Consider the following 2,140-nt stretch of genomic DNA (forward strand, 5'->3'; position numbering starts at 1 on the left):
CGGGTGTTGGAAGAGGATGCGTTACCGAAAGCGAACCAGATTTTGTTGGTGGCTAAAGGTCAGAAAGTGAGTCCCGAGGAGCTATTAAAACAAGCGCGGGCTTTATTCCCTGATGATAGCGATTTGGTATTGGTTCTGCGTGAGCTGTTGCGGCGACGCAAGATGGATGAGTTGGTCGCGCAGCGCCTGCAAGCCTTACTTCAGCATGTTGAGGCAGAGGCGGATCCTAAATTACTTAACGCGGGCATCAACAGCGCACTGAAATCGCGCTTATTTGGCAAAACACTAGAGTTACATCCGCGTTTATTACGTGCGAGCTACCGTCAGTTTTTACAAAGTGACGCAGCTGAAGTGGATGTATATACCGATTGGATCAGTAGCTATGGCTATCAGCGCCGAGTGTCGGTTTTAGATTTTATTGAAAGTGCCATGTTAGCGGATATCAATGCGCAAGATGCCAGCTGTTCGCGTCGGGAGTTCGGTTATTTTCTGGGGCGACTTAGCCAACTTAAATTATTGCGCTCCGCCGATACGCTGTTTGTTCAGCGCTTGTTAGCCAATCCCGTGATTCAAACGGTAAATCCGCATGAGCAAGATTGGCTGGTGTTGATGTTGTCACTCTTACAGCAACCTCACGCGCTAGATACATTTCTAGCCGATACGGTGGGGCGTCAAGCATTGCTTAGTCGGCATAGTGAACATTCGGCGTTGTTACAGGTGCTGTATTTGGCCTGCAAGGCTTTGCCGCCCGCGCTGTTTCTTGATGAGAACGGTCATGCTCTCACACTTGAGGCATTACGTGAGATGTCTGCCATAGCTTATCGACAAGAACAAATTGAACAACGTCGCCAACAGAGTGAAAAAACCTTCTGACAGAATGAATCAGGATGATTGACAGTGTTTACTTCGATGCTTAATGCAGTACGCTCGCGGCCAGAATTACTGATTCTGCTGTTAATGGTCATGATCATTGCCATGTTGATCATTCCATTACCGACATATTTGGTTGATTTTTTAATTGCGACCAATATTGTGCTGGCGATGTTGGTATTTATGGGATCGTTTTATATCGATCGCATTTTAAGTTTTTCCACCTTTCCCGCGGTGTTATTGATTACCACATTATTTCGCTTAGCACTTTCGATCAGCACTAGCCGTTTGATCCTCATTGAAGCGGATGCAGGTGACATTATTGCTACCTTTGGTCAATTTGTGATTGGCGATAGCCTAGCGGTTGGCTTTGTGGTGTTTTCAATCGTGACCATTGTGCAGTTCATCGTTATTACCAAAGGTTCAGAACGTGTGGCTGAGGTCGCCGCACGCTTCTCTTTAGATGGCATGCCGGGTAAGCAGATGAGTATTGATGCTGATCTGAAAGCCGGCATTATCGATGCAGAAGGCGCGCGCAGTCGGCGCAGTGTTCTGGAGCGAGAAAGTCAGCTGTATGGCTCTTTTGATGGCGCCATGAAGTTCATTAAAGGTGATGCCATTGCTGGCATTATTGTGATTTTTGTTAACTTCATTGGCGGCATTTCGGTGGGAATGACCCAGCATGGCATGGATCTCTCTTCTGCCTTGTCAACCTATACGATGCTCACCATCGGTGATGGCTTGGTGGCCCAAATCCCCGCATTACTGATTGCTATCAGTGCCGGCTTTATCGTCACTCGCGTTAACGGTGATGGCGATAACATGGGGCGCAATATCATGGGGCAGTTACTGGGTAACCCCTTTGTGTTGCTGGTCACCGCGATTTTGGCCCTGGCGGTAGGCCTATTGCCTGGCTTTCCTGCATTGGTGTTCCTTATTTTGGCTTCTGCGTTAGGCATTTTGTTTTATTTCAAGCATCGCCAGGCCCAACAAACGCCAACCGAACGCAGCAGTGCGGGGGCGGCCACCTTGGCCAACACTGGCGCGGCGGGGGGGGAAAGCCCTGAGAGCGCGTTGGGATTGATCAGCAATCTCGATAATGTCACCTCAGAAACCGTGCCTCTGATTTTACTGGTGTCGAAAGCACGTCAAGGGCCACTAGAAAAGGCCCAGCTCGTTGCGCGTTTGCGCAGTCAATTTTTTATCGATTACGGCGTACGCCTGCCTGACATGTTATTGCATGAAGGCGAGGGACTGTCTGATAACACAG

At 48.9% G+C, this 2,140-nt stretch carries 2 protein-coding genes; both read left to right on the plus strand.

Annotation, left to right across the window (positions count from 1 at the left end; all coding sequences use genetic code 11):
- Positions 1-873, plus strand: an 873-nt coding sequence (sctW, locus tag ACRC27_RS07745; RefSeq protein WP_438639579.1) for a type III secretion system gatekeeper subunit SctW, incomplete at its 5' end; no start/stop codon positions are given.
- A gap of 24 nt (positions 874-897) precedes the next feature.
- Positions 898-2,140 (plus strand): FHIPEP family type III secretion protein (locus tag ACRC27_RS07750; protein ID WP_438639580.1); only part of this gene is annotated, 1,243 nt, incomplete at its 3' end.

The sequence above is a fragment of the Plesiomonas sp. genome (assembly GCF_051650925.1).
GTDB lineage: Bacteria > Pseudomonadota > Gammaproteobacteria > Enterobacterales > CAMTGL01 > Plesiomonas.